This is a genomic window from Chromobacterium indicum, from assembly GCF_039708975.1.
In the GTDB taxonomy this organism is placed as follows: Bacteria; Pseudomonadota; Gammaproteobacteria; order Burkholderiales; family Chromobacteriaceae; genus Chromobacterium; species Chromobacterium piscinae.
In genome coordinates this window covers 268,872-293,172 of sequence record NZ_JAYFSJ010000004.1, presented here as the reverse complement: position 1 = coordinate 293,172, position 24,301 = coordinate 268,872, and the positions used below count along the sequence as shown (strand labels likewise).

Genomic DNA, 24,301 nt, shown 5'->3' with positions numbered 1-24,301 from the left:
ACGCAAAAACGCCGCCCGGCAAGGCGGCGTTCGAGAAGACGGATCGGGCTTACAGCCGGAACTTGTTGAACTCGGCGTCCATCTTGCCGGCGTTGCCGGCCAGGCCCTGCAAGGTGCTGCTGACGTTCTGCAGCACGTCGTCGTTTTCCAGCACGTGGCCGTTGATCGCCTCGGAGCTCTGCGCGATCAGCGTGGTGGCCTTGTGCTGCTCCTGGGTGGAGTTGGAGATCTCGCTCATCTTGGCCACCACGTCCAGCATCGACGCGCGGATGGCGGCGATATTGTCCACCGCCTCGCGGGTCAGGCCGACGCCCTCGTCCACCGCCTGCACCGTGGAGTTGACGTCGCCGACCGCGCGGCCGGTTTCCTCGCGGATCGCGCCCACCATATTGGAGATTTCCAGCGTCGCCTGCGCGGTGCGCTCCGCCAGCTTGCGCACCTCGTCGGCCACCACCGCGAAGCCGCGGCCCTGCTCGCCGGCGCGGGCGGCCTCGATCGCCGCGTTCAGCGCCAGCAAGTTGGTCTGGTCGGCGATGTCGCGGATCACGTTGGTGATGCCGGAGATTTCCTGCGAGCGCTTGTCCAGCGAGGACAGCATCTCTTCCAGCCCGCGCACCGACTGCACGGTGTTTTCCATGCCGGACGACAGCCGCTGCATATTGTCGGCGCTGGCAGCCAGGTTATGGCCGGTGGCGCTGGCCAGGTCGTCGGCCTGGCGCGCGCTGTCGGCGATATGGGAGATGGAAACGGTGATCTGCTCCAGCGTGGCCGCGTTGGACGAGGACACGTCGGAGATGTGGCGCGAGCTCTGCGCGACGTCGGCCACCAGTTGGCTGGCGTCCTTCACCCCCCCGACCACGCCGGCCGCATCGCCCTTCAGGCCGCGGAACAGGTGGCCCAGCTGGCCGACGAAAGTGTTGAACGCGCGCGCGGTGGCGGCGATCTCGTCCTGGCCGTCGTCCTTCAGCCGCAGCGTCAGATCGCCCTGGCCGCGGGCGATGTCCTCCATCGCCGCCTTCAGCCGCACCAGGCCGGCCAGCATCTTGCCGATCACCAGGCTGGCGAACGGGATCATCAGCGCGAACACCAGCAGCGTCAGCCCGCCTATGGTGTACAGCAGCGTGTGCAGCGGGGCCAGGATCTCGTCGCGGTCCGACACCAGCGCCAGAATCCAGTTGGTGCCGGGAATGGCCTGCGCCGCGATCAGCATGCTCCTGCCGCCGATGTCGACGTCGGACGCCTTGTCGTTCTGCACCAGTTGCGCGAGGCGGTCGGGCGTCAGCGCCGGCACCACGCTGGTGATCGGCTTCAGCGTCAGCTCGGCCTGCGGGTGGGCGATGACGGTGCCCTTCTTGTCGATGATGAAAGCGTAGCCATTGCCGCGCACCTTCAGCGACAGCACCGACTTCACCAGCGTGTCCACCATCACGTCGCCGCCGACCACGCCGGCGAAGGCACCGTTGTGGTTGAACGGCGCGGAGATGGTGACAGTCAGCTTCTTGGTGGCCTCGTCGACATAGGGGTCGGTGACGACGGGCTGGCCTGAGGCCTGGGCCTGCTTGTACCAGTCGCGGTCGGCCACCTTGTAATCGGCCGGGGCCACCCAGTCGTCGGAGAACAGCGTGCGGCCGTCGGCGTAGCCGGCGTAGTTGACGTTGAAGCCTCCGGCTTTGGTGCCCACCTTGAGGAAGCGCATCGCGTCGGCCTCGCCCGCCACCGCGGTCTGGGCGACGATCTGCTGCTTCTTCTCGCCCAGCCAGGTGGTCACCACCGAGCTTTGCCCCTTCAAGCTGGCGGCGAATTCGTTGTCCAGCCCTTCCAGGATTTCCGATCGCATCTGCGTGAAAACTATGGTCACCAGGACCAGGCCGAACAACGCCATCAACAGGGCATTGAACGCTATCAATCGACTACGAAGTGATTTCATCGCCTTCCCTTCATTTCTACCCTGTATAGCCCGGGCGAAAGCCGGCCATTTCCTCGGCAGACTGGTGGTGATTCATTTGGAGAGCCTGATGGATACGCTAAACCAAGCGGACGCGCGGGCGCTTGATCAAGCTCATGCCGTTTTCACAATATGATAGGTGCAACCATGATTTCAGTCGATGTGAATAACGGGGAAGGACGGGCAAAAAAACACCCCTGCGGCAATGCGGCAGGGGTCAACACGAGGAAGAAACATCGGACCGGCCTCGGCCAGCGCGATATTTCGAGGGGCTAACACCTCAAAACCTTGCGGTTCTCAGTGCAGCCGGCATTCTAGCGTAATTGCTCTACGGAAATCCAGCACTTTAGAGCAATTCATCCAATTTTCATTATTCCGGCCAGCGGTAATCGCGGAACTGCTCGCGCAGCTTCATCTTCAGCAGCTTGCCGGTGGCGGTGTGCGGCAGCTCGTCGACGAAGACGACATCGTTCGGCGTCCACCATTTGGCGATCTTGCCGTCGAAGTAAGCCAGCAGCTCCTCCCGCGTCGCCCGCCCGCCCGGCTTCAGCGTCACCACCATCAGCGGCCGCTCGTCCCACTTGGGGTGCGGCACGGCGATCGCCGCCGCCTCGGCCACCGCAGGATGGCCGACCAGTATGTTTTCCAGATCGATTGAGCTGATCCATTCGCCGCCGGACTTGATCACGTCCTTGGTGCGGTCGGTGATGCGCATGTAGCCGTCCGGATCGATGGTCACCACGTCGCCGGTGTGGAACCAGCCGTCGGCGCTGTGGTTGGCGTCCAGCTCGCGCTTGAAGTACTGCGACAGCACCCACGGCCCCCTCGCCTGCAGATTGCCGAAGGACACGCCGTCGTGCGGCAGCGGCAGGCCGGCGTCGTCGACGATGCGGATGTCCACCCCGAACGCCGGCCGGCCCTGCTTGGTCAGCAGCGCGTTCAACTCCCGTCCTCGCAGGCCTTCGTGCTTGAGCTTGGGCGTGCTGGTGGTGCCGAACGGCGACAGCTCGGTCATGCCCCATAGCTGGCGCAGCTCGATGCCGCGCTCGGCCAGTTGCTCGATCATACTTTCCGGCACCGCCGAGCCGCCCGCGATCACCCGCTTCAAGGGCGAGAGCGACAGGTTTTCGCGCTGGCAATATTGCAACAGCTGCAGCCAGACCGTGGGCACGCCGACGGTGGTGGTGACGCCTTCCTCGGCGATCAACTGCTGCAGGCTGGCGCCGTCCAGCTTCTGCCCGGGCAGCACCAGCTTGCTGCCGTTCATCGCGCAACTGTATGGCAGGCCCCAGGCGTTGGCGTGGAACATCGGCACCACCGGCATCACCACCGCGCGCGCCGAGAGGTCGAAGCTGTCCGGCAGCGAGCTGCCGAAGGCGTGCAGCACGGTGGAGCGGTGCGAATACAGCACGCCCTTGGGATTGCCGGTGGTGCCGGAGGTGTAGCACAGGCTGGAGGCGGCGTTCTCGTCCAGCAGCCGCCAGTCGTAGACGTCGCTGTGGCTGTTCACCAGGTCTTCGTAGCTGAGCAGATTGGGGATGCCGCTGTCGGCCGGCAAGTCGGCGCGCGCCGCCAGCAGCACGAAATGCTCGACGCTCTTCAACTGGTCCGCCAACTGAGAGACCAGCGGCAGGAAGGTGGCGTCGAACATCAGCACCTTGTCTTCGGCATGGTTGACGATCCAGGCGATCTGCTCGGGGAACAGCCGCGGATTGACGGTGTGGCAGACGGCGCCGCTGCCGGACACCGCGAAGTAGATTTCGAAATGGCGGTAGCCGTTCCAGGCCAGCGTGCCCACCCGGTCGCCCGGCGCCACGCCCAGCGACGGCAGCGCGTTGGCCAGCTGGCGGGCGCGGCGGGCGGCGTCGCGGTAGGTGTAGCGGTGCATCGAGCCTTCCACCGTGCGCGACACGATCTCGGTGTCGCCGTGGAAGCGCTCGGCATGCTCGAGCAAATCCGCAATCAGCAAAGGCTGGTCCATCATCTGTCCACGCAGCATCTGGCATCTCCCCTGTTATCGGTATGGAATCCGCACGTTACGCCGCGCTGGAGTTTTCACTCCAATCATATTTTCTGATGGCCGGCCATCGTCTGATTTATATATTCGTCATCGGAATTGACTCAGCTCTTGACTGGCCGTTTCGCCAGCATCCGCTGCAAGGTGCGGCGGTGCATGTTGAGCGCGCGCGCAGTGGCGGAGATGTTGCCGTCGTGCTCGGCCAGTACCCGTTGCAGGTGCTCCCAGGTGACGCGGCGCAAGGACATCGGCTGCGGCGCCACCGGCAGCTCCGGATTAGCCGTCTGCTGGGCGAAGGCGGCCAGGATCTCGTCGACGCCGGCCGGCTTGGCCAGGTATTGCACCGCGCCCAGCTTGGTTGCCTCCACCGCGGTGGCGATGCTGGCGTAGCCGGTCAGCACCACGATGGCGCTGTCCGGGCTGGCCGCCCGCAACGCCGGCAGCAGCCTGAGGCCGCTGTCGCCGTCCAGGTTCAGATCCAGCAGAATGCGCGCCGGCCGCTCGGCCGCCCGCGCTAGCGCCTCGGCCGCGTCGCGCGCCCAGGCGGCCGCGTGGCCGCGCCGCGCCAGCGAGCGGGTCAGCACCATGGCGAAGGCTTCGTCGTCGTCTATCAGCAGGAAATCGCTCACGCTCCCTCCTCCAACGGCAGTTCGATGCGGGCGTGCACGCCGCCCTCGGCGCGGTTGTCCAGGCGCAGCGTGCCGCCCAGCCGGGCCAGCGTGGCGTGGCTGAGCATCATGCCCAGCCCCAGGCCGGCCGGTTTGGACGAATCCAGCGGCGCCAGCCCGGCGCGCGCCAACTGCGCCTCGCTCAGACAGCCCTGGCGGTTGACGATGTCCAGCCGCAGCCGGCCGCCGCTCAGGCAGGCCGACACCGCCACCTCGCCGCCGCCGGCCTCGGCCGCGTTGTTGACCAGATTGAACAGCGCCGGCCAGAACGCGGCGTCCAGACTCACCAGCGGATCGTCGCCGTCGGGCGTCCGCCACTCCAGCCTCACGTCTGGCCGCAGGCTGCGCCAGCCTTCCAGCCGCTCGGCCAGCGACGAGAACAGCGGCTGCGGCCCCCCGCGGGATTCGGAGCCGTGCTTGAGGCGGGACAGCGTCGCGCGGCAGCTGGCCAGCTGCGCGCGCATCAATTCCAGATCCTGGCGCAGCGCCTCGTCGCCCTGCCGCTCGCTGAGCAGCTCGTCCACCAACAGCGTCATCGTGTTCAGCGGCGTGGACAGCGAATGGGCGGCGCCGGCCGCCTGCATGCCCACCGCCAGCAGCTGCTCGTCGCGCAGCTGGGTTTCGCGCGCCTGCGCCAGCGCGTCGCCCTGATGGCGCAGCTGGCGGGCCAGCCAGGAAACGAAACCGGCGATCAGCAGCGCCGACAGCGCGAAGGAAATCCACATGCCGGACAGGTGCAGATTGAAGGCGTAGGCGGCGTTGCCGCCGTTCAGCGGCCAGTCCAGATGCCACTCGAACAGCAGGCCGTACGCCGCCACGCTGAGCGCCGCCAGCAGCCAGGCGAACCAGCCCGGCGACAGCAGCGCGGCGAACAGCACCGGCGGCAGATACAGCGAAGCCAGCGGATTGGCCGCGCCGCCGCTGAAGGCCAGCAGCTCGGTCAGCACCAGCACGTCGCATAGCAGGCCCAGCCGCAGCGCCAGCTCGGCCGGCAGCCCCCAGGCCGGCAGGCGCGGCAGCAACAGGTTCACCAACGCCAGCGTGGCCAGCGCCTGGCCGACCAGCAGCCATGGCAGTTCCACCCGCTCCAGCGCGCAACCGGCCAGCATCGCCGCCGCCAGCCACAGCATCAGCCAGCGCAAGCGCCGCACCCGCGCGCCGGCCTGCGGGGCATCCCCCGCCAGCGCCGGCGCCAACATCGCATTCCTGTTCATGGGGGCACTTTACCACCAAGCCGGCCGCTCGGCGGCTGCGACACTTTGCCGCATTGGTCGGCTCGGCGGCTTCCACTACCATCTCCGGTCAATAATTCCAACACAAACCTGTTCCGTGATGACAATCCGCTACCTGCTCCCCCTGCCGCTCGCGCTGGCCGTCGCCCACGCCTGCGCGGCGGAAACGCCCGCCTTCGTCGGCGAAGAAGTGCTGGTGACCGCCAGCCGCCTCGACCAGCCGCTGCAACTGTCGCTGGACCCGCGCGCGCCGCGCCAGCCGGCGCCGGCCGCCGACGGCGCCTCGCTGCTGAAAAACATTCCCGGCTTCAACGTCGCCCGCAAGGGCGGCAGCTCCGGCGATCCGCTGCTGCGCGGCCTGGGCGGCTCGCGGCTGGCCATCCTGGCCGACGGCGGCTTCGTGTTCGGCGGCTGCGGCGGCCGGATGGACCCGCCCACCGCCTACCTGTTCCCCGACGCCTACGACGTGGTGGAGGTGGTCAAGGGGCCGCAAAGCGTGAAGCTCGGCCCCGGCCTGGTGGCCGGCGGCGTCAACTTCGAACGCAAGACGCCCCGCTTCGACCAGCCGGGCGTCCGCTTCAACGGCAGCCTGCTGGGCGGCAGCGGCGACCGCAACGACGCCTACGCCGACTTCGCCGCCGGCTCGCGATACGGCTACGCGCGCATCCTGGCCAGCCGCAACCACGGCGGCGACTATCGCGATGGCGACGGCCGTCCGGTCCACTCGGCGTTCGACCGCGACAGCCAGACCGCCATCGTCGGCCTGACGCCGGGCCGCGACACCACGCTGGAAGTCTCGGCCGACCGCAGCCGCGGCCAGGCCGCCTACGCCGACCGGATGATGGACGGCAGCAAGTTCGACCGCGACGCCTGGGGCGTCAAGCTGGAGCAGCGCCGTCTGGCCGGCTGGCTGGACGCGGTACGCCTGCAACTGAACCACAGCTATGTCGACCACGTGATGGACAACTTCTCGCTGCGCCCGGCTCCCAAGATGAAAATGCTGGGCAATCCCGACCGCGAAGCCGATACCGGCCGCCTGAGCGCCGACCTGGCCTTCGGCGACTGGGAAGTCACCACCGGCGTCGACTGGCTGCGCGACCGCCACAGCAAACGCTTCGACGTCGATTACCAGCAACAGCCGCGCCTGCCGGACATCAGCTTCGACAATCAGGGCCTGTACGCCGAAGCGTCCACCCCCCTTGGCGCGCAGGGCAGGCTGATCGCCGGCCTGCGCCGCGACGCCACCCTGGCGGTGCAGGAAGCCGCGTCCAATGGCGGCGTCCGCGCGGAGAACCGCTACCACATGGACTCCGGCTTCGTCCGCTACGAACTCAAGACCGGCGGCTGGACCCATTACGTCGGTCTGGGCCAGGCCCAGCGCGCGCCCGACTACTGGGAGCTGAACCGCAACGACGGCCTCGGCAAGGAAAGCAATCTGCAGCTGGATGCCGGCCTGCTGTACCAGGACGACAAGCTGCAGGGTTCGCTGTCCGCCTACCTGAGCCGCGTCGGCGACTTCATCCTGGTCGACAACAACAGCCCGCAGATGGCGCGCAACGTCGACGCCCGCCGCTACGGCCTGGAAAGCGAGGCGCGCTGGCGCTTCGCGCCGCAATGGACGCTGTCCGGCAGCGTGGCCTGGGTATGGGCGGCCAATCTGGACAACGGCCGGCCGCTGGCGCAAACCCCGCCGCTGGAAGGCAAGCTGGGCCTGAAATGGGACAACGGCCGCTACGGCGCCAGCGCCGCCTTGCGCGCGGCGCAGCGCCAGGACCGCGTCGCGCCCGGCCAGGGCAATATCGTCGGCCAGGACATCGGCACGGCGCCCGGCTTCGCCACGCTGTCGCTGGACGCGGGCTGGAAGATCAGCAAGCGCTTCAAGCTGCTAGCCGGCATCGACAATGTGTTCAACCGCAACTACGCCGAAAGCGTCAGCAGGGGCGGCGATATGGTGGCCGGCTACACCCGGACCACCCGCGTCAACGAGCCCGGCCGCACGCTGTGGACCAAGCTGCAGGTCGAGCTGTAAATATCCGCCCGTCCTCTCGTCTCGGGGCTTCCAGTCTGCTAGGCTGGAAGCCTTTTTCACGATGGCGGCGGCATGAAGATTCCCTATTTCAAGATCCTGGCCTGCGGTCTGACGCTGTTCATCCTGCTCGGGCCGCTGGTGGCGCTCTTGGCCAGCGGCGTGGTGCCGATGATGGCCTACCTGATGGGCGCGGTGCCGGCGCTGGTCTTCGGCCTGCTGCTGTGCCTGCTGCGCATCGCGATGGCCGGCGCGGTGGAGCGCTGGCAACGGCAATGGCCGGCCTGGCTGCTCGCCGTCGTCGCCTTCGCCCCCGGCGCGGTCAGCGGCAGCACGATCACGCTGCTGTACGCCCGCATCGCCGAGCCCTTGCTGTACAACGACTCGATGACCCTGTACCTGGGCGCGATGGCCGGCGGCGTGTGCAACGCGCTGTTCTGGCGCATCCGCTTCAGCGCGCCCGCCAACCCGCCCCATTGATAGCGAGAAGCCCATGCCCCATTGCGTGATCGAATGCTCGGCCGAGATCGCCGGCCATCCGGATATCGACCGACTGCTGCATGCCGTCCACGAAGCCGCCGACGCCAGCGGCCTGTTCCAAAGCGCCGACATCAAGGTCAGGCTGCAGTCCTACGATGATTTCCTGGTAGGCGGCCGCGACCAGGATTTTGTCCACATCGCTTGCCACATCCTGGCCGGGCGCGACGACGACCAAAAGGGTCAGTTGGCGGACCGGCTGGTTCGCGCGGTCTGCGAACGGCTGCCCGGCGTGCAATCCGTCAGCTGCGAGGTTCGCGACATGGCGCCCGCCGCCTACAGCCGCCGCGACAAGCTGCGGGCTCTCGGCTGAGCAAAAAAAAGCCCGCCGGGTCATGGCGGGCTTGCAACCTTTGTCTGCCGGACGCCTGTCGCGCCCAGCCTTCACAGCATACCTCGGCGCGGCGCGCCCCGCCTGCGGCGGATTGTCGCAGTCAGGCCCGCTCCAGCCTCGCCTCCAGCCCGCCATCCGGCCGGTTCCTCAATGTCAGCGCCAGGCCATGCAGCTCGGCGATGCGCTCGACGATGGACAAGCCCAGGCCGCTGCCCGGCTGCGCCTGGCCCGGCGGACGGAAAAAGCGCTCGCGCACCCGCTCCAGCCATTCCGGCGCGATGCCCGGCCCCCGGTCCAGCACGCTGACCGCATCCTCCTCCAGCCTCAGCTCCACCACGCCGTCGGCCGGGCCATAGCGGCAGGCGTTTTCCAGCAGATTGCGCAGCATCAGCCCCACCAGGGTCGAGTCGCCGGACAGCGGCAGCGCCTGCTCCGGCGGACAGCGCCAGTCCAACCGCCATTCCACCCCGTCGGCAGTCGCCGCCAACTCCGCCATCAGGCCCTCGGCCAGCCGTCCCCACACCACCGCCTCGCGCTGCCTCGGGCTTTGCAACGGGTCCAGCCGCGACAAGGCCAGCAACTGCTCCACCAGACGGCCGGCGCGTTCGATGCCAAGCTGCAACTGCGACAAGGCGTGGCGGCGGCCGCCCTCGTCCGGCGTCAACGCCAGCACTTCGGCCTGCACCCGCAACGCCGCCAGCGGGGTGCGCAGTTCGTGGGCGGCGTCGGCGGTGAAACGCCGCTCGTGCTCCAGCATTGTCCCGATGCGGACGAACAGCGCGTTCAGCGCCCGCACCAGCGGCCGCACCTCCTGTGGCACCTCGTCCGGCACCGGGCTGTTGTCGTCCGGCGCGCGCGCGGCGATCGCGCCGGCCAGCCGGCGGAACGGGGCCAGCTCGCGGCGCAGCGCGAACAGGATGGCCAGCAGCATCAGCGGCAGCCCTATCATCCAGGGCAGCAGCTGGGCCTTGACCACGCTCCACACCATCTCCTGCCGCAGCCCCAGCTTCTGCCCCACCGCCACCATGCGCGAGCCGTCCGGCGCCGGCAGATAGAGCAGACGCCAGTCGTGATGATGGTCATGGCCGATGAAATCGTGGAAACCGCGCCGCGCCGGCTCGTAGTCGAAGCGGCGGCCGCGGCCGTCGCACAACACCTGCCGCCCCTGCGCGTCCCAGATCGCCAGCCCCATGTCGTCGTTGTCCATCCGCCCCTTGTCGGCCCCGGCCAGCAGATGCTTGAGCTTGGGCGGATCATCCGGTTGCATGCCGTGCACGTCTATCGCCAGCAACTGGCGGGCGAACTGCGCCATCTGGGTGTCGAACAGCTCATCCACCTCGCGCTGGGCCAGCCACACCGCGGCCGCCGACGCCGCCAGCCAGGTGGCGGGCACGATCAGCAGCAACACCAGCATCAGCCGGGCCTGCAGGCTGCGCAGCCGCGTCAAGCCGGCTCTCCCAGCGTGTAGCCTATGCCGCGCAAGGTGCGGATGAAGCCCGCGCCCAGCTTCTTGCGCAAATGGTGGACATACACTTCCAGCGCGTTGCTTTCCAATTCCTGCCCCCAGCCATACAGTTTTTCCTCGATCAGCTCGCGCGGCAGCACCCGTCCCTTGCTGCTGAGCAGCAGCTCCAGCAAGGCCAGCTCGCGCGCGGTCAGCTCCAGCGGCGCGCCGTCCAGCGTCGCCGTCCGCGCCACCGGGTCCAGGCTGAGCCTGCCGTGGCTGAGCAGCGGGCCGCACTGCCCATGGCGGCGGCGGGTCAGGGCGCGCAGCCGCGCGGCCACCTCGGCCAACGCGAAGGGCTTGGCCAGGTAGTCGTCGGCGCCGGCGTCCAGCCCGCCGACCCGGTCGGCCAGCGCGTCGCGCGCGGTCAGCACCAACACCGGCTCGTCGCGGCCGGCGCGCCGCCAGGCGGCGAGGATGTCCATGCCGTCCATGCCCGGCAGCCCCAAGTCCAGCACCACCGCGTCGTAGGGCGCCGCGGGCAAGGCGGCCAGCGCCTGCCGGCCGTCGCGCAGCCAATCCACCGCGAATCCCAGCTGCCGCAGGCCCATCTGCAGACCATCGCCTATCTGCGCATCGTCCTCCACCACCAGTATCCGCATCCGTCCTCCCGCTATCCGCCGCAGCGTCCTTTATCCCACTGACAGCTTAAACCATGCTTAAGCGCCGTCCCGATCCGCCCATATTGTCATTGAACGGCATAGGACTATTCACCTTCCCGTCAACAAAACCTCATTTCCCTGTCACGTCGCCATAGCAGCATGGGACGTCATCCCGGCCCACGGACCCGCCATGCAGCCAGATACCGCTTCCGACGCCTCCCGCCGACTGCGCAGCATCTGGATTTCCGATGTCCACCTCGGCACCGCCGGCTGCCGCGCCGAACACCTGCTCGACTTCCTGCGCGAACACGAATCCGAATACCTGTATCTGGTCGGCGACATCGTCGACGGCTGGCAATTGAGAAAATCCTGGTACTGGAAGCAAAGCCACAACGACGTGGTGCAGAAGCTGCTGCGCAAGGCGCGCAAGGGCTGCCAGGTGATCTACATCCCCGGCAACCACGACGAGGCGGCGCGCCAGTACTGCGGGCTGAACTTCGGCGGCGTCGCCATCCGCCACGAGGCCGAGCACTTCACCGCCGACGGCAAGCGCCTCTTGGTGCTGCACGGCGACGAGTTCGACGGCGTGATCCAGTACGCCAAGTGGCTGGCCTATGTCGGCGACAATCTGTACACGCTGATCCTGCAGCTGAACCGAGGCTTCAACTGGGTGCGGCACCGGCTGGGCCTGCCCTACTGGTCGCTGTCGCAATACCTGAAGCACAAGGTGAAGAACGCGGTGAATTTCATCAGCCAGTTCGAAGCCATCCTCGCCGGCGAAGCCCGGCGGCGCGGCTTCGACGGCGTGGTGTGCGGCCACATCCACAAGCCGGAAGTGCGGATGATAGACGGCATCCTGTACGGTAACAGCGGCGACTGGGTGGAAAGCCTGTCGGCGCTGGTCGAGCACACCGACGGCCGGCTGGAAGTGCTGCACTGGACCGCGCTGACCGCCGGCGCGGTCATCGAGGAATCGCCCGAGCCCATCCCTTCGGAGGAATCCACATGCGCATCATGATCGTCACCGACGCCTGGAAGCCGCAAGTCAACGGCGTGGTCCGCTCGCTGACCGAAACCGTCCGCGAGCTGGACGGTTTCGGCCACCAGGTCAACATGATCACGCCGCTGGAATTCCGCACCATCCCCTGCCCCACCTACCCCGACATCCGGCTGTCGCTGCTGCCCTACCGCCAGGTGGCGCAACGCATCGCCGGCTTCGCTCCAGACGCGATCCACATCGCCACCGAAGGTCCGCTGGGCCTGGCCGCGCGCCGCTTCTGCCTGCGCGAAGGCCTGGCCTTCACCAGCGCCTACCACACCCGCTTCCCGGAATACATCCACGCCCGCTGCCGGCTGCCGCTCTCCGCCAGCTATGCCTGGATGCGGCGCTTCCACAACGCCTCCCAGGCGGTGATGGTGCCCACCCGCTCCATCGCCTCCGATCTGGAGGCGCGCGGCTTCGACAACGTCAAGCTGTGGAGCCGCGGCGTGGACACCGAGATGTTCAGCCCCGGCGAGCGCCAGAGGCTGGACGAATCCAACCCGCCGCGCTTCGTCTACATCGGCCGGGTGGCGGTGGAGAAAAACATCGAAGCCTTCCTGAAACTGGACCTGCCCGGCAGCAAATGGGTGGTCGGCGACGGCCCGCTGCTGCCCCGGCTGAAACAACAGCACCCGGACGTGTACTTCGCCGGCGTGTTCCCGCAGCAGGAGCTGGCCCGCTTCTACCGCGCCGCCGACGTGTTCGTCTTCCCCAGCCTCACCGACACCTTCGGCCTGGTGCTGCTGGAGGCGATGGCCTGCGGCGCGCCGGTGGCCGCCTTCCCGGTGGCCGGCCCGCTGGACGTGGTCGGCGACTCGGGCGCCGGCGTGCTGGACTGGGACCTGCGCGCCGCCTGCCTGAAGGCGCTGGAACTGGACCGCGGCCATGTGCGCCGGGTGGCCGAGAGCTACTCCTGGCAGGCCGCCAGCCGCCAATTCGAATCCCATCTGCGTCCCAACGCCGCCGCATCCGCCGGCCTGAACCCCATCGCAGATTAAATGCGCCTTGCTTCATCAGCTGTAAGCGCTATATTTCAAAAATCGAAGCACGCGGAAAGCTCGGATGTCTTTGGCGAGCTTGTCCGGCGGACCCGCGCATGAATTGGCATTGCGACCGCGCCCACGTTACGGAGCGGCGGTCGGCACCGGAGGTGTCAGCAATGCCCAACGAGCATCCAGGACGGATGCATCTCCCCGCGGCCCCAGGCAAGCCTGCCTTCATCGCGATTGACGGCCCGGCGCATGGGCAGTACCGGCAATACCCGGAAGCGATATTTCCGTCCAAGCGCCCGTCGCGGGCGCATCATCGATGCGCCGGCCAGAACGGTGTGTTCGCAGCGCCCTGCTTCAGGGTGGCGTGCAGGCTTCAACGCACGCCTTGTCGCAGACAGGCCCGCGCCATGAACGATTCAGGCGGCGCGGCCGCGATGTAAAATCCCCCTTAATTCATTCAGAGGGCGTCCCGACACCGGGACGCCCTCTTTGCTTCAGATCAAGCGCTGCCCGCTATAGCACGTCCAAATAACGGAAAACGATAAAAAAATCAGCAAACAATCTTCCGCATGCTATGCGCTGTCAGTTACCATGCTGCAACCGCGCGCCACGGCCTGGACAATCCGCTAGGCGCCATTCACGATCGCGTCCACCCCGGCCCACGCCGGCGCGGCGCCGTCCCAAGCACAGGCAAGCATGCCGCCATACAACACCCGAAGCCGCACGAACAAGCAGGGGGCGGGCAAACGGGTTAGAATCTTTGCAGCGCAATATTGTCCGATCTTTAAATTTTGTGAGTCGCACGAGCTTATGTCCTCTCCTAATCTGACCGCTGAAAAGGTCCTGTCCGTCCATCACTGGAACGACACGCTGTTCAGCTTCACCTGCACCCGCGACGCGGGCCTGCGGTTCATCAACGGCCAATTCGTGATGATAGGCCTGGAGGTGAACGGCAAGCCGCTGATGCGCGCCTACTCCATTGTCAGCTCCAATTACGAAGAGCACATGGAGTTCTACAGCATCAAGGTGCAGGACGGCCCTCTGACTTCCCGTCTGCAGCACTTGCAGGTCGGCGACACAGTCATGATCAGCAAGAAGCCCACCGGCACCCTGGTGCAGGACAACCTGCTGCCGGGCAAAAACCTGTACCTGCTGTCCACCGGCACCGGCCTCGCCCCGTTCATGTCCATCATCAAGGACCCGGACGTGTACGAGCGCTACGACAAGGTGATCCTGACCCACGGCGTGCGCTGGGTCAGCGAGTTGGGCTACCACGACTACATCACCAAGGAACTGCCGGAAAACGAATTCTTCGGCGACATGGTGCGTGAAAAGTTGATCTACTACCCGACCGTCACCCGCGAGCCGTTCCGCAATGAAGGCCGTCTGACCGATCTGATCACCAACGGCAAGCTGTGCGCCGACATCGGCCTGCCGCAACTGAATCCGGAACACGACCGCGTGCTGATCTGCGGCAGCCCGAGCATGCTGCACGACCTGTGCGAAATCCTGAACGGCATGGGCTTCAAGGAATCCCCGCGCATGGGCGAGCCGGCCGATTACGCGATCGAGCGCGCCTTCGTCGAGAAGTGATCCATCCGTCCGCCCCGCGCAGACGCGAAAACGCCCCGCAAACCAAAGCTTGCGGGGCGTTTTTTTGCCCGTCCCCGCCCTTCCTCCGGAACGGTGAACAGAACGGACATCGACAAAAACAAGGGGAGGCGAAAGCCTCCCCAGTTTTTATGCGAGCCAGACTGCTGTCTGGTTTTTTCACTTGGCGGCCGAAGCGGCAGCCTTATGAGCCTTCTTGGCGTGAGTCTTGTGAGCCTTCTTGGCCGGAGCCGAAGCGTCGGACTTGGCAGCCTGGGCCTTCTGCGCGGAAGCTTCCTTCTTCACAGCGTGCTTCTTGGCGTGGGTCTTGTGAGCCTTCTTCGCCGGAGCCGAAGCATCGGACTTGGCGGCCTGGGCCTTCTGCGCGGAAGCTTCCTTCTTCACAGCGTGCTTCTTCGCGTGGGACTTATGGGCCTTCTTGGCCGGAGCCGAAGCGTCCGACTTGGCGGCTTGGGCCTTCTGCGCGGAAGCTTCCTTCTTGGCGGCGTGCTTCTTGGCGTGCTTGTGGGCGGCCTTCTTCGCCGGAGCGGAAGCTTCGGCCTTGGCGGCTTGAGCCTTCTGCGGCGCGGAAGCGCCTACCTTTTCGCCTTTCTTGGCGTGGTGGATCTTGGCCGGGGTCTTTTTCTCGGCCTTCTTGGCGGCCGGGGCTGCCTTGGCGGCGGGAGCGGAAGCCGGAACGACCTGTGCGGCGAAACCTGCGGCGGAGCTCAGGCCGAATACGGCGGACAGGGCAAGAAGGGTCAGCTTTTTCATGATTTCATCTCCAGGTCGGTAACGGAGGCTTCCACCTCCGCAAGGCACCGTGTTTGGTGTTTCCTTGAGACGTATCCTAGTCCCGCCCCCTCCACCCGTCTGTTAGCGCCTTGTAAGGCCATGTAACGCGACGTACAAGGGACAAAACCGCTGCCCCCGCGGCGCCCACTTGCCCGCCGGGCTCAATCGCGCCGTTGCGCGACCACGATCTGGTACACGCCGCCGAACACCGTGCGCTTGCGCCAGTCAAACCGCTCCGCCTCGCGCGCGTAGGCGGCGATCTCCTTGTTCCACAGCGCCTCGGCGAACGGCTCCAGCGCGCGGTTCACCCACTTGAGCAGCCAGCCTATCGGCTGCCACGGGCGGGGACGGTGGTAATCGACGAACATCGCCCGCCCGCCCGGCGCCACCTGGGCCAGCATATTGTCGACGATGGCCGATTTCATCCCTTCCGGCACCTCGTGCAGCAGGAAGAAGCTGCACACCAGGTCCGGCCGCTGATCTGCCTGGTAGCGGGCCGCGTCGGCTCGCACCACTCCGGCCTGCGGCACGCCGGCCAGCTTGCCCTCGGCCAGCTCCACCTGGATGGGGGTGACGTCGGTCAGCGTGAAGCGGCCGCGCTCGCCGACCCGAGCCGCCGCGCGCTGCACCAGGTCGCCGTAGACGTGGGCGACCTGCCACACCCGCTCGCCTGGCCGGATTTCATCGAGATAGGCGCGCATCAGCCGCTGGTCGTTGCCGAACAGCAGCGTGCGCACCACCAGCTTGTGGTCCAGCATCCTGGCCTTGCGCGGGTTGACGTAGGCCCAGTCGTAGACCTCGGTCATGTAGTCCGGAACGTCCTGGTAGTAGGGGTCGCCAGCGCTTGCGCGCGTGTTCAGTGTGGTCATGGTGGGTTACCGGTTATCAGTGATGGAACCAGCTTAACAAGCGTCTTTTCCCCTCGGCTTGAGCCAGGCCAAACCTTGGCCCGGCCACGCGGAAGGCATATTCCAACGTCGTTATAAGCGCCGCATCCATGCGGCGGCAACCTCATCGGCGCGCCAAAGCGAACGGCCCGGCGCAAGGCCGGGCCGTCTGGCTGGCGAAACGGCCCGGTCAATCGGCCAGCGTCAGCACCACCGGGGTGTGGTCGGACGGGCGCTCCCACTTGCGCGGCGCCTTGTCGATCTCGCAGGCCTGCGCGCGGGGTTTGAGCGCGTCGCTGACAAGAATGTGGTCGATGCGCACGCCCTTGTTGCGGCGGAACATCATCTGGCGGTAGTCCCACCAGCTGTACTGCTTTTCCTCCTGATTGAACAGGCGGAAGCTGTCGGACAGGCCCAGCGCGATCAGGCGGCGGAAGGCGTCGCGCTCCGGCGTGCTGCACAGCACCTGCTCATGCCAGCCTTCCGGATCGTAGACGTCGCGGTCTTCCGGCGCGATGTTGTAATCGCCCAGCAAGAGCAGGTTCGGATGCTTGGCCAGCTCGGCGGCGACGTAGCCCTCCAGCTTGGACAGCCATTCCAGCTTGTACGGGTACTTGGGCGAATCCACCGCCTCGCCGTTGACGAAGTAGCCGCAGATCACCCGCACGCCGTCCACGGTGGCGGCGATCACGCGACGCTGCTCGTCGCCGTAGCCGGGAATGCCGGCGACCACGTCCGTCATCTCCAGCGGCGCGCGCACCAGGATGGCGACGCCATTGTAGGTCTTCTGGCCGAACCAGGCCGCGCGGTAGCCGGCCGCCTTGATCTCCGCCAGCGGGAAGACGTCCTGGTCCATCTTCAGTTCCTGCAGGCACAGCACTTCGACGCCGGTGTCGGCCAGCCACTGCAGCACCTGCGGCAGGCGGACTTTCAGGGAATTGACGTTCCAGGTGGCAAAACGCATCGGCGAGAACTCCAGAATGGGATAAAGATGAAGGCCGACACCATAGCAGCAGCCGGCCCGGCTGTTGAGGGATTTTCGCGCCTCGCCGCCGGCAAGGCAAAAAAAAGCGCCTCCGCAGTCGGCGGAGGCGTCAATAGACACTATATCACTACCCCTGATACGCGTCTGGCTCGCTTGCTGCTCCGGAAGACAACCCTGAGCAAAAGATTAGAGCCGGACTATTCCAGGCGAGTTCCTAAAGTTTCAATTTTTTTTACGCCGCCTCCGGCGCCATGCCGGAATGGCGCAGCAGCGCGTCGATTTCGGGGTCGCGGCCGCGGAAGGCGCGGAACGATTCCAGCGCCGGGCGGCTGCCGCCCACGGCCAGGATTTCATCCCAGAACTGGCGGCCCACCTGCGGATTGGCGCCGCCGGCCTCCTCGAACGCGGCGTAGGCGTCGGCCGACAGCACTTCCGCCCACTTGTAGCTGTAGTAGCCGGCCGCGTAGCCGCCGCCGAAAATGTGGCTGAAGCTGTTGGGGAAGCGGTTGTACGCCGGCGGACGGTTGACCGCCACCTCGTCGCGCACCTGCTCCAGCAGCGCCAGCCAGTCCACGCTGTCGGGATTGCCGGCGGTGTACAGCTGCATGTCGAACAAGGAGAACTCCAGTTGGCGCACCATCTGCATGCCGGACTGGAAGTTCTTGGCGGCGATCATCTTGTCGTACAGATCGCGCGGCAGCGGCTGGCCGCTTTCGCTGTGCGCGGTCATGCCCTGCAGCACGTCCCATTCCCAGCAGAAGTTTTCCATGAACTGGCTGGGCAGCTCGACGGCGTCCCATTCCACGCCGCTGATGCCGGCCACGCCGGCCACCTCGATGCGGGTCAGCAGATGATGCAGGCCATGGCCGCATTCGTGGAACAGGGTGATCACCTCGTCGTGGGTGAAGTAGGCCGGCTTGTCGCCGACCGGGCGGCTGAAGTTGCACACCAGATAGGCCACCGGGGTCTGCACCTGGCCTCCCTTGCGGCGGCGGCCGCGCACGTCGTCCATCCACGCGCCAGGACGCTTGCCGTCGCGGGCGTAAAGGTCGAGATAGAAACCGCCCAGCAGCGCGTCTCCCTGGAAGATTTCGAAGTAGCGCACGTCCGGATGCCAGGCGGCGACCTGGCGCTCGGCGAAGCGCACGCCGTACAAGGTGCCGACCACGCCGAACAGGCCTTGCAGCACCTTGGGCTCGGGGAAGTACTGCTTCACTTCGTGCTCGGAGAAGGCGTAGCGGGCGACGCGCAGCTTCTCGCTGGCGTAGCTGATGTCCCAGGCCTGCAGCGCGTCCAGGCCCAGCTCGTCGCGGGCGAAGGCTTCCAGCTCGGCGCGGTCCTGCTCGGCGTAGGGCTTGGCGCGGCGGGCCAGATCGCGCAGGAAGTCGATCACCTGCTTCGGGCTTTCCGCCATTTTGGTGTACAGCGACAGCTCGGCGTAGTCGGCGAAGCCCAGCAGCTGCGCCTCTTCGGCGGCCAGCTTCAGCTTTTCGCGGATCAGCGGGCCGTTGTCCTGCTCGGCCGGGCCGAATTCCGACGCGCGCTTGGCGTTGGCCTCGTACAGCTTTTCGCGCAGGGCGCGGTTGTCGGCGTATTGCAGCACCGGGAACAGCAGCGGGAACTGCAGGCCCAGCTTGTATTTGCCCGGCTGGCCGTCAGCCTCGGCCATCGCGGCGTACATGGCCAGCGAGTCCTCGGGAATGCCGGCCAGCTCGGCCGCGTCTTCGATGTACAGGCTGAAGCCGTCGGTGGCGTCCATCACGTGCTGCGAAAACTGGTTGGACAGCTCGGCCAGGCGGCTGGACAGCTCGGCGAAGCGCGCCTTCTGGGCATCCGGCAGTTCGGCGCCGGCCAGGCGGAAGTCGCGCAGGTCGTTTTCGATCACTTTCTTCTGCGCGGCGCTGGCGGCGGCGAAGGCGGGATTGGCCGCCACCGCCTTGAAGCGGGCGAACAGATCGAGGTTCTGCCCCAGCTCGGTGAAGAAGGCGGAGATGCGCGGGATCTCGGCGTTGTACGCCTCGCGCAGGCCCTCGGTGTTGCCCACCACGCCGTTCAGATGGCCGACCACGCCCCAGGCGCGGCCCAGTTTCTCGGTGGCGTCGGTCAGCGGCTCCACCACCGCGTCCCAGTTGTCGCCGCCGGCGGCGACCACCGCGTCTATCGCGGCGCGGGCGTCGGCCAGCAATACGTCGAGGGCCGGGGTGATGTGCTCCGGCTTGATGGCGTCGAAGCGCGGCAGGTCGGAGAAATCAAGTAAGGGGTTCTGGCTCATGGCTTCAACATCCTGTCGGGGCGGGCTGATTATGATAAGGGAATTTGCGCGCCGGCGCGCGCGGCCGGCACAATACATGCTCACAGAGATAAGGACGAAACGATGAAAAGCAATATCCGCCAATACGACGGCCACCATCCGGAGATCGCGGACGGCTGTTACATCGATCCGGCGGCCGTGGTCATCGGCGAGGTGAAGCTGGAGGCCGGCGCCTCGGTCTGGCCGTGCGCGGTGATCCGCGGCGACGTCAACCGCATCCACGTCGGCGAGAACAGCAATGTGCAGGATTTCGCGATGCTGCACGTCAGCCACCGAAGCGCCGCCGATCCGGAAGGCGCACCGCTGATCATCGGCCGCCACGTCACCATCGGCCACCACGTCACGCTGCACGGCTGCACCATAGGCGACGAGGTGCTGATCGGCATCGGCAGCATCGTGCTGGACCGCGTGGTGATAGAGGACCGGGTGCTGGTCGGCGCCGGCAGCCTGGTGCCGCCGGGCAAGCGGCTGGAGTCCGGCTATCTGTACCTGGGCAACCCGGTGAAGCAGGCGCGGCCGCTGACCGACAAGGAGCTGGCCTACTTCAAATACTCGGCCGAGCACTATCTGCGCGTGGCCGACAAGCACAAGGTCAATCTGGAGGATTGAGCGATGGCGGATTCGCCGCAAGTCCATGAAGAAGAGCTGGAATACGTCGGGTTCTGGGCCAGGGTGCTGGCCAGCCTGGTCGACACCGTGCTGCTGTTGATCGTGTCGGCTCCGCTGCTGTGGCTGCTGGCCGGACGCGAGGCGGCGTCCGTCGGCGGGATACCGGACCTGGCCGAACTGAGCGGCGCCGGCTCGCTGGCGGAACTCCTGGTCAACTACCTGCTGCCGGCCGTCGCCGTCATCCTGTTCTGGATCTACAAGAGCGCGACGCCGGGCAAGATGATGCTGGGCGCGCGGGTGGTGGACGCCGACACCGGCGCGCCGCTGACGCCCGGTCAGGCGGCGCTGCGCTACCTCGGTTACTTCGTCTCCATCATTCCGTTCTGCCTGGGCCTCGTGTGGGTGGGCATAGACGCCCGCAAGCAAGGCTGGCACGACAAGCTGGCACGCACCGTGGTGGTGCGGCGCAAGCCGCAGCCGGCCGCCTTCCCCGGCCGCCGCTAAGCCGGCGCCAGCCGTCCGCGCGGCATCTCCGTCCGGCCCGACTCAGCGCTGGCCGGCGCGTCCAGCCGGAACCAGGCCAGCGCCTGGTTGAGTCCGCCGGCGGATTCCGCCAGCTGCTCCATCAGCGGCTCGGCCTCTCGCATCTGCTGCTCGATGTGCAGGGCCAGGCTGGCCAGCTCATGGCCGTGCTGGCGGATATTGCCGCCGGCCTGGGTCTGCCCCTCGCCCGCCGCGCCGATGTCGGCCATCAAGCCGCCCAGCCCGGCCAAGGCCCCGTCCACCGCGGCCAGCGCCCCATCCAGCGCCAGTTGGGCATCCTGGCCGTCCCGTCCGGCCCTGCCGGCGGCCGCGACGGCCTCGCCCAGCGCGCCCTTGGCCTGCTCCATCTGCCGCAGGCTGTCGAAAATGCCGCTGGTGGCCGAAGCGGTGCGCTCGGACAACTTCCTCACCTCGTCGGCCACCACCGAGAAGCCGCGGCCGGCCTCGCCGGCCCGCGCTGCCTCGATCGCCGCGTTCAAGGCCAGCAGATTGGTCTGCTCGGCCACATCGCGGATCAGCGCGCTGATCTGCCCTATCGCCGACAGCGCCTGGCCCAGCGTCTGCATTTCCAGGTTGGCAGTGGCGATGCGCTCGGCCAGCAGGCCCATCGTCGCGGCGTTGTGCTCGCCCTGGCGGCGCGCCTGGGCGGTGGCCGCCGCCGCGCCGCGCGCGCAATCCAGCGCCGCCTCGATATGCAGCCCCACCTGGTCGGCATGGCCGGCGATCTCGGCCGCCGCCTCGTTGCTGAGCTGGCTTTTCTGCGTCTGCTGCCGGCTGGCGTCGGCGCTCTGCCGGGTCAACAGCTGCAGCCGGCGGCTGTCGTCCTGGTTGGCCCCGGCATGGCGGCGCACTTCGTCCAGCAAGCCGGCCAGATGGTCCAGAAAGCGGTTGATCCGCGACGCCGCGTGCGCCAGCTCGTCGCCGCCGCGGTCGGGCAGGCGCACGGCCAGATTGCCTTCGCCCAGCGCGTCGGCGGCCTGGGCCATCGCCGCCAGTTGGCGGCGCAGCCGGCGCGCCAACGTCAGCTGGATCAGCACCACCAGCGCGCTGGCCAAGGCCAGCGGCCCCAGGATCAGCGGCGCCAGCCGCGACAGCGCCTCGGCCAGGCCGGCCTTCTCCTCCGCCAGCTCGCCGTCGCGCTTCTTCAATTGGGCGTCGGTCTGAGCGATCAGCGGCGCCAGATCGTTCTGGTAGGCCTGCTCCGGAATCGACAGCGCGTCCTGCGGCGCGGTCTCGGCGATGCGGATGGCGCTGCCCAGGTTGGCGGCGTAAGCCTGCCAATGGCCGCGCAATGCGCCGTCGAACACGCCGGCGTCGGCCGCCGGCAAGGCGTCATGGATATCGCGCCGGAGGCCGGCCACCTGCCGCTCGGCCTGTTTCAGGCGTTCGGCGGTTTCCGGCAGCAAGGGATCGGCGCGGGAAAACGACAGCGACACGGCCTTCAGCTGCTGCAGATTGGCCGCCAACTGCTGCAGGCGGTTGTAGTTGTCGACATGGCGGGTAAAGGAGTACAGCTGCTGGCCGGTCAGCGCCATCGCCAGCGCCAGGCTGGCGAGGGTGAAGGCGATGGTCAGCCACAGGCGTTTGATCAGGGACATGGCGGGCGCTGCGCAGAACTTCGGGGCCCTCATCCTAACCAGTATTTATGACGTAAAGATTTCAAGACATATAACACAAGCAACAAAAATTGTTCACATTACGTTACAATCCGCGCACCCGAAATTCGGGTCGGCGTGTCGGACAAGATTCGGCGTTGCGGCCAAGCACGGATGCAACATCATGATTTCCTCCACGCCAAGCCGAAACCGGCTGCTTCGACATCCCCTAGACCGCTTGGGCGTTCCCGCCTGTGCGGTCCGCCTGCCCGGCAGGCGCGATTTACATAAGACCGGGCCCACCCGGCTATGTGGGCAACCTCCCCCGGACCCGTCCGGCGCGTGCGCGCCTCCCCGGGAGCGATGTTGCCCGTCATCGTTCAAATGACAGGAGATTCGCCCTTGCAACAACAACACTCCCGCCACATCGGCCCTATCGCGCTGATGCTGACCGGTCTTGGCTCCATCATCGGTTCCGGCTGGCTGTTCGGCGCCGCCCACGCCGCGCAGATCGCCGGCCCGGCCGCCATCGTCGCCTGGATCGTCGGCATGGTGATCATTCTTTCCATCGCGCTGAGCTACGCCGAATTGGGCGCCATGTTCCCGGAGTCCGGCGGCATGGTGCGCTACGCCCGCTACTCGCACGGCTCGCTGCTGGGCTTCATCGCCGCCTGGGCCAACTGGATCGCCATCGTGTCGGTGATTCCGATCGAGGCCGAGGCCTCGGTGCAGTACATGAGCACCTGGCCCTATGAATGGGCGCACAACCTGTACCGCGAAGGCGAATTGAGCACCGTCGGCCTGTCCTTCGCCGCCGTACTGGTGGTCGCCTACTTCCTGCTCAACTACTGGGGCGTGAAGCTGTTCGCCAAGGCCAACAGCGCCATCACCATCTTCAAGGTGATCGTGCCGGCGGTGACGGTGGGCGCGCTGGTCTACAGCGGCTTCCACTCGGAAAACCTGAACAACCCGGCGCTGGGCGGCTTCGCGCCTTTCGGCTGGGCCAGCGTGATGACGGCGGTGGCCACCAGCGGCATCGTGTTCAGCTTCAACGGCTTCCAGAGCCCGATCAACCTGGCCGGCGAGGCCCGCAATCCGGGCAAGAGCGTGCCCTTCGGCGTGGTCGGCTCCATCCTCCTGGCCGCGGTGATCTACGTCGCGCTGCAGGTGGCCTTCCTCGGCGCGCTGTCGCCGTCCGAGCTGGCCCACGGCTGGAAGGGCCTGGACTTCAGCTCGCCGTTCGCCCAGCTGGCGATGGCCCTGGGCCTGAACTGGCTGATGATGACCCTGTATTTCGACGCCTTCGTCAGCCCCAGCGGCACCGGCGCCACCTATATGGCGTCCACCTCGCGAATGATTTACGGCATGCAGCGCAACGGCACCATGCCGGAGATCTTCGGCCGCATCCACCCGCTGTACCGCATTCCGCGTCCGGCGATGTGGTTCAACCTGGCGGTGTCCTTCGTATTCCTGTTCTTCTTCCGCGGCTGGGGCACGCTGGCGGCAGTGATCTCGGTGGCGACCGTGATCTCCTACCTGACAGGCCCGATCAGCGCCGCCGCGCTGCGCCGCTGCGCGCCGGACCTGCCGCGCCCGCTGCGCCTGGCCGGCCTGAACATCGTCGCGCCGTTCGCCTTCGTCTGCGCCTCGCTGGTGCTGTACTGGGCGCGCTGGCCGCTGACCGGCCAGATCCTGTTCCTGATCGTGGCCGCGCTGCCGGTCTACATCTGGTACCAGGCCAAGGCTGGCTGGCCGGAATTCTCCCGCGAGCTGAAGGGCGCGATGTGGATGGTGCTCTACCTGCCGACGATGGCGCTGCTGTCCTGGATCGGCAGCACAGACTTCGGCGGCCTCGGCATCCTGCCGTACGGCGTGGACATGGCCGTAGTGGCCGCCGCCGCGCTGGGCTTCTACTTCTGGGGCGTCAACAGCGGCTGGTACACCCGCTACCTGCGCGACGAGCACGATCCGAAGCTGGTGGAAGAGATGCAGCGCGACAACGCGCCGTCCGGCAAGCCCGCCGTTCAGCGCAGCTGATCATCCAGCCCGGCTCAAAATAAAGCCGACTGCCCAGGCAGTCGGCTTTT

20 protein-coding genes are annotated in these 24,301 nt (G+C 67.0%); 9 read left to right on the top strand and 11 right to left on the bottom strand.

Features of this window, described 5'->3' with window-relative positions; translation table 11 throughout:
• Positions 1–49: 49 nt before the first annotated feature.
• From VA599_RS07815 to VA599_RS07800, 4 genes are all read right to left on the bottom strand, one after another.
• Positions 50–1,927 carry a methyl-accepting chemotaxis protein gene (locus VA599_RS07815; RefSeq protein ID WP_081666236.1) on the bottom strand — a complete coding sequence of 626 codons (1,878 nt, stop codon included), beginning with the start codon at positions 1,925–1,927 and terminating at the stop codon, positions 50–52.
• A gap of 388 nt (positions 1,928–2,315) precedes the next feature.
• Complete coding sequence (locus VA599_RS07810) at positions 2,316–3,944, bottom strand: 3-(methylthio)propionyl-CoA ligase (protein ID WP_346788167.1); 1,629 nt, start codon at positions 3,942–3,944, stop codon at positions 2,316–2,318.
• A gap of 122 nt (positions 3,945–4,066) precedes the next feature.
• A complete protein-coding gene (locus tag VA599_RS07805) occupies positions 4,067–4,591 on the bottom strand; it encodes a response regulator transcription factor (protein WP_221663865.1) in 525 nt (174 codons plus the stop codon).
• Entirely contained in the window at positions 4,588–5,844 is a 1,257-nt protein-coding gene (locus tag VA599_RS07800) for an ATP-binding protein (RefSeq protein ID WP_346788166.1), read from the bottom strand. The genes VA599_RS07805 and VA599_RS07800 overlap by 4 nt, the downstream gene beginning before the upstream one ends.
• Positions 5,845–5,962: 118 nt before the next feature.
• Between VA599_RS07800 and VA599_RS07795 the strand changes: the two genes are divergently transcribed.
• The 3 genes from VA599_RS07795 (at position 5,963) to VA599_RS07785 (ending at position 8,738) form a co-directional block, all read left to right on the top strand.
• Positions 5,963–7,891 carry a TonB-dependent copper receptor gene (locus VA599_RS07795; RefSeq protein WP_346788195.1) on the top strand — a complete coding sequence of 643 codons (1,929 nt, stop codon included), beginning with the start codon at positions 5,963–5,965 and terminating at the stop codon, positions 7,889–7,891.
• Positions 7,892–7,963: 72 nt separating this feature from the next.
• Positions 7,964–8,368: a hypothetical protein gene (locus VA599_RS07790; protein ID WP_021475450.1), complete on the top strand. Its 405-nt coding sequence runs from the start codon at positions 7,964–7,966 to the stop codon at positions 8,366–8,368.
• A 13-nt stretch (positions 8,369–8,381) separates the two neighbouring features.
• Positions 8,382–8,738 carry a 5-carboxymethyl-2-hydroxymuconate Delta-isomerase gene (locus VA599_RS07785; RefSeq protein WP_021475449.1) on the top strand — a complete coding sequence of 119 codons (357 nt, stop codon included), beginning with the start codon at positions 8,382–8,384 and terminating at the stop codon, positions 8,736–8,738.
• Between the two features lie 121 nt (positions 8,739–8,859).
• On the opposite strand, the gene VA599_RS07780 is transcribed toward VA599_RS07785, so the two are convergent.
• Both VA599_RS07780 and VA599_RS07775 read right to left on the bottom strand, forming a co-directional pair.
• Complete coding sequence (locus VA599_RS07780) at positions 8,860–10,206, bottom strand: ATP-binding protein (RefSeq protein ID WP_021475448.1); 1,347 nt, start codon at positions 10,204–10,206, stop codon at positions 8,860–8,862.
• The gene (locus VA599_RS07775) at positions 10,203–10,865 is read right to left on the bottom strand and encodes a response regulator (protein WP_104945392.1); all 663 of its coding nucleotides are present in this window, start codon (positions 10,863–10,865) and stop codon (positions 10,203–10,205) included. The genes VA599_RS07780 and VA599_RS07775 overlap by 4 nt, the downstream gene beginning before the upstream one ends.
• 190 nt (positions 10,866–11,055) lie before the next feature.
• Here VA599_RS07775 and VA599_RS07770 point away from each other — a divergent pair, with 190 nt between their 5' ends.
• From VA599_RS07770 to VA599_RS07760, 3 genes are all read left to right on the top strand, one after another.
• A complete protein-coding gene (locus tag VA599_RS07770) occupies positions 11,056–11,883 on the top strand; it encodes a UDP-2,3-diacylglucosamine diphosphatase (protein ID WP_346788165.1) in 828 nt (275 codons plus the stop codon).
• Complete coding sequence (locus VA599_RS07765; protein ID WP_346788164.1) at positions 11,871–12,905, top strand: glycosyltransferase family 4 protein; 1,035 nt, start codon at positions 11,871–11,873, stop codon at positions 12,903–12,905. The genes VA599_RS07770 and VA599_RS07765 overlap by 13 nt, the downstream gene beginning before the upstream one ends.
• An 804-nt stretch (positions 12,906–13,709) precedes the next feature.
• Positions 13,710–14,492: a ferredoxin--NADP reductase gene (locus VA599_RS07760; RefSeq protein WP_346788163.1), complete on the top strand. Its 783-nt coding sequence runs from the start codon at positions 13,710–13,712 to the stop codon at positions 14,490–14,492.
• A 177-nt stretch (positions 14,493–14,669) separates the two neighbouring features.
• Here the strand turns inward: VA599_RS07760 and VA599_RS07755 are convergent, their stop codons facing one another.
• The 4 genes from VA599_RS07755 to VA599_RS07740 form a co-directional block, all read right to left on the bottom strand.
• Positions 14,670–15,263 carry a hypothetical protein gene (locus VA599_RS07755; protein WP_346788162.1) on the bottom strand — a complete coding sequence of 198 codons (594 nt, stop codon included), beginning with the start codon at positions 15,261–15,263 and terminating at the stop codon, positions 14,670–14,672.
• 182 nt (positions 15,264–15,445) lie between these two features.
• Positions 15,446–16,153, bottom strand: coding sequence for a rhodoquinone biosynthesis methyltransferase RquA (gene rquA / locus VA599_RS07750; RefSeq protein ID WP_104945395.1), 708 nt, complete (start codon positions 16,151–16,153; stop codon positions 15,446–15,448).
• Between the two features lie 208 nt (positions 16,154–16,361).
• Positions 16,362–17,135, bottom strand: coding sequence for an exodeoxyribonuclease III (gene xth, locus VA599_RS07745; protein WP_346788161.1), 774 nt, complete (start codon positions 17,133–17,135; stop codon positions 16,362–16,364).
• Positions 17,136–17,388: 253 nt separating this feature from the next.
• The gene (locus tag VA599_RS07740) at positions 17,389–19,428 is read right to left on the bottom strand and encodes a M3 family metallopeptidase (protein ID WP_346788160.1); all 2,040 of its coding nucleotides are present in this window, start codon (positions 19,426–19,428) and stop codon (positions 17,389–17,391) included.
• 102 nt (positions 19,429–19,530) lie between these two features.
• Here VA599_RS07740 and VA599_RS07735 point away from each other — a divergent pair, with 102 nt between their 5' ends.
• A complete protein-coding gene (locus VA599_RS07735) occupies positions 19,531–20,076 on the top strand; it encodes a gamma carbonic anhydrase family protein (protein WP_104945398.1) in 546 nt (181 codons plus the stop codon).
• A gap of 3 nt (positions 20,077–20,079) precedes the next feature.
• Entirely contained in the window at positions 20,080–20,580 is a 501-nt protein-coding gene (locus VA599_RS07730) for an RDD family protein (protein WP_346788159.1), read from the top strand.
• Here VA599_RS07730 and VA599_RS07725 read toward each other — a convergent pair.
• Positions 20,577–22,217 carry a methyl-accepting chemotaxis protein gene (locus tag VA599_RS07725; protein ID WP_346788158.1) on the bottom strand — a complete coding sequence of 547 codons (1,641 nt, stop codon included), beginning with the start codon at positions 22,215–22,217 and terminating at the stop codon, positions 20,577–20,579. The genes VA599_RS07730 and VA599_RS07725 overlap by 4 nt on opposite strands.
• A gap of 399 nt (positions 22,218–22,616) precedes the next feature.
• Between VA599_RS07725 and VA599_RS07720 the strand changes: the two genes are divergently transcribed.
• Positions 22,617–24,251, top strand: a complete 1,635-nt coding sequence (locus VA599_RS07720; RefSeq protein ID WP_346788157.1) for an APC family permease — start codon at positions 22,617–22,619, stop codon at positions 24,249–24,251.
• Positions 24,252–24,301 lie beyond the last annotated feature (50 nt).

Excerpts from the sequence above, each read along its gene's own strand:
- VA599_RS07740 (WP_346788160.1), bottom strand. The coding sequence starts at position 19,428 with ATGAGCCAGAACCCCTTACTTGATTTCTCCGACCTGCCGCGCTTCGAC.
- VA599_RS07795 (WP_346788195.1), top strand. The coding sequence starts at position 5,963 with ATGACAATCCGCTACCTGCTCCCCCTGCCGCTCGCGCTGGCCGTCGCC.
- VA599_RS07800 (WP_346788166.1), bottom strand. The coding sequence starts at position 5,844 with ATGAACAGGAATGCGATGTTGGCGCCGGCGCTGGCGGGGGATGCCCCG.
- VA599_RS07815 (WP_081666236.1), bottom strand. The coding sequence starts at position 1,927 with ATGAAATCACTTCGTAGTCGATTGATAGCGTTCAATGCCCTGTTGATG.
- VA599_RS07775 (WP_104945392.1), bottom strand. The coding sequence starts at position 10,865 with ATGCGGATACTGGTGGTGGAGGACGATGCGCAGATAGGCGATGGTCTG.
- VA599_RS07770 (WP_346788165.1), top strand. The coding sequence starts at position 11,056 with ATGCAGCCAGATACCGCTTCCGACGCCTCCCGCCGACTGCGCAGCATC.
- VA599_RS07790 (WP_021475450.1), top strand. The coding sequence starts at position 7,964 with ATGAAGATTCCCTATTTCAAGATCCTGGCCTGCGGTCTGACGCTGTTC.
- VA599_RS07735 (WP_104945398.1), top strand. The coding sequence starts at position 19,531 with ATGAAAAGCAATATCCGCCAATACGACGGCCACCATCCGGAGATCGCG.
- rquA (WP_104945395.1), bottom strand. The coding sequence starts at position 16,153 with ATGACCACACTGAACACGCGCGCAAGCGCTGGCGACCCCTACTACCAG.
- VA599_RS07810 (WP_346788167.1), bottom strand. The coding sequence starts at position 3,944 with ATGCTGCGTGGACAGATGATGGACCAGCCTTTGCTGATTGCGGATTTG.
- VA599_RS07785 (WP_021475449.1), top strand. The coding sequence starts at position 8,382 with ATGCCCCATTGCGTGATCGAATGCTCGGCCGAGATCGCCGGCCATCCG.
- VA599_RS07760 (WP_346788163.1), top strand. The coding sequence starts at position 13,710 with ATGTCCTCTCCTAATCTGACCGCTGAAAAGGTCCTGTCCGTCCATCAC.
- xth (WP_346788161.1), bottom strand. The coding sequence starts at position 17,135 with ATGCGTTTTGCCACCTGGAACGTCAATTCCCTGAAAGTCCGCCTGCCG.
- VA599_RS07730 (WP_346788159.1), top strand. The coding sequence starts at position 20,080 with ATGGCGGATTCGCCGCAAGTCCATGAAGAAGAGCTGGAATACGTCGGG.
- VA599_RS07765 (WP_346788164.1), top strand. The coding sequence starts at position 11,871 with ATGCGCATCATGATCGTCACCGACGCCTGGAAGCCGCAAGTCAACGGC.
- VA599_RS07755 (WP_346788162.1), bottom strand. The coding sequence starts at position 15,263 with ATGAAAAAGCTGACCCTTCTTGCCCTGTCCGCCGTATTCGGCCTGAGC.
- VA599_RS07725 (WP_346788158.1), bottom strand. The coding sequence starts at position 22,217 with ATGTCCCTGATCAAACGCCTGTGGCTGACCATCGCCTTCACCCTCGCC.